The organism is Vibrio sp. 704 (assembly GCF_033339295.1).
The window spans coordinates 1-933 of the sequence record NZ_JAWOUH010000185.1 but is presented as its reverse complement, the minus strand read 5'-3'; the positions used below and the strand labels follow the sequence as shown (position 1 = coordinate 933).

The 933-nt window shown below is 49.5% G+C and carries 2 protein-coding genes; both read left to right on the top strand.

All coding sequences use genetic code 11. The features are described 5' to 3' along the window. On the top strand, nucleotides 1-769 hold a 769-nt coding region (locus R7R24_RS25360), incomplete at its 5' end, for an ABC transporter ATP-binding protein (protein WP_318119865.1). Beyond that, a partial coding sequence (locus R7R24_RS25355; protein ID WP_318119866.1) for an ATP-binding cassette domain-containing protein occupies nucleotides 766-933 on the top strand: 168 nt, incomplete at its 3' end. The genes R7R24_RS25360 and R7R24_RS25355, both read left to right, overlap by 4 nt.

The following is a 933-nucleotide window of genomic DNA, read 5'->3' as shown; positions in this document are numbered from 1 at the left end:
TGGTGACTTTAATGCGGTGAAATCGGTCAGCTTTGATATTGGAAAAGGCGAAGTATTCGGCCTTGCTGGGGAATCTGGATGCGGAAAGAGTACCATCGCTTTTTCGATCAATCGTCTGCACAAGCCGCCCGCGTTTATCTCTGGTGGACAAATTCTGTTCCAAGGTAAGGACATCTTACGTTTGTCCGATAAGGAGCTAGGCGCGCTGCGGTGGAGCGAAATCGCCATGGTATTCCAAAGCGCCATGAACTCGCTTAATCCGGTACTGACCATTCAAGAGCAGTTTGCAGACGTCCTACGTCATCATCAAGGACTCAGCAACGAACAAGCCAAAGATCGCGCCGAAAAACTGCTCGATTTGGTGAACATCCCTCGAGATCGACTGGGTGAATATCCGCACCAGTTCTCTGGGGGAATGCGCCAAAGGCTGGTTATTGCCATCGCGCTGTCTTTAAACCCTAAGCTCATCATTATGGATGAACCAACGACAGCGCTTGATGTGGTGGTGCAGCGAGAGATCCTGCAGCAAATTTATCAGCTGAGAGAAGAATTTGGTTTCTCAGTTCTTTTCATCACTCACGATTTAGCTTTGATGAGCCAACTGTGCGACCGCATCGCCATCATGCGCCATGGTGAGATCGTAGAAGTCAATCACGCTTACGAGATCCGCAATCACCCACAACACCCTTACACGCAGAAATTGTGGGCCTCGTTCCCCAATATTCACGATGTTCACAAGCAGCCAGAGCAACAAGGAGCACCAGCATGAGTCAACCGATCATTCAAATGAAAAACGTGATCAAAGAGTTCACTGTGGGCGGTGGCTTTGCCAAAGAAGAGACTTTTCGAGCGTTGCAAGGCGTCAGTTTTGATCTTTACGCTGGGCGAACATTGGCTCTCGTTGGCGAATCAGGCTGCGGTAAAAGCACGTGT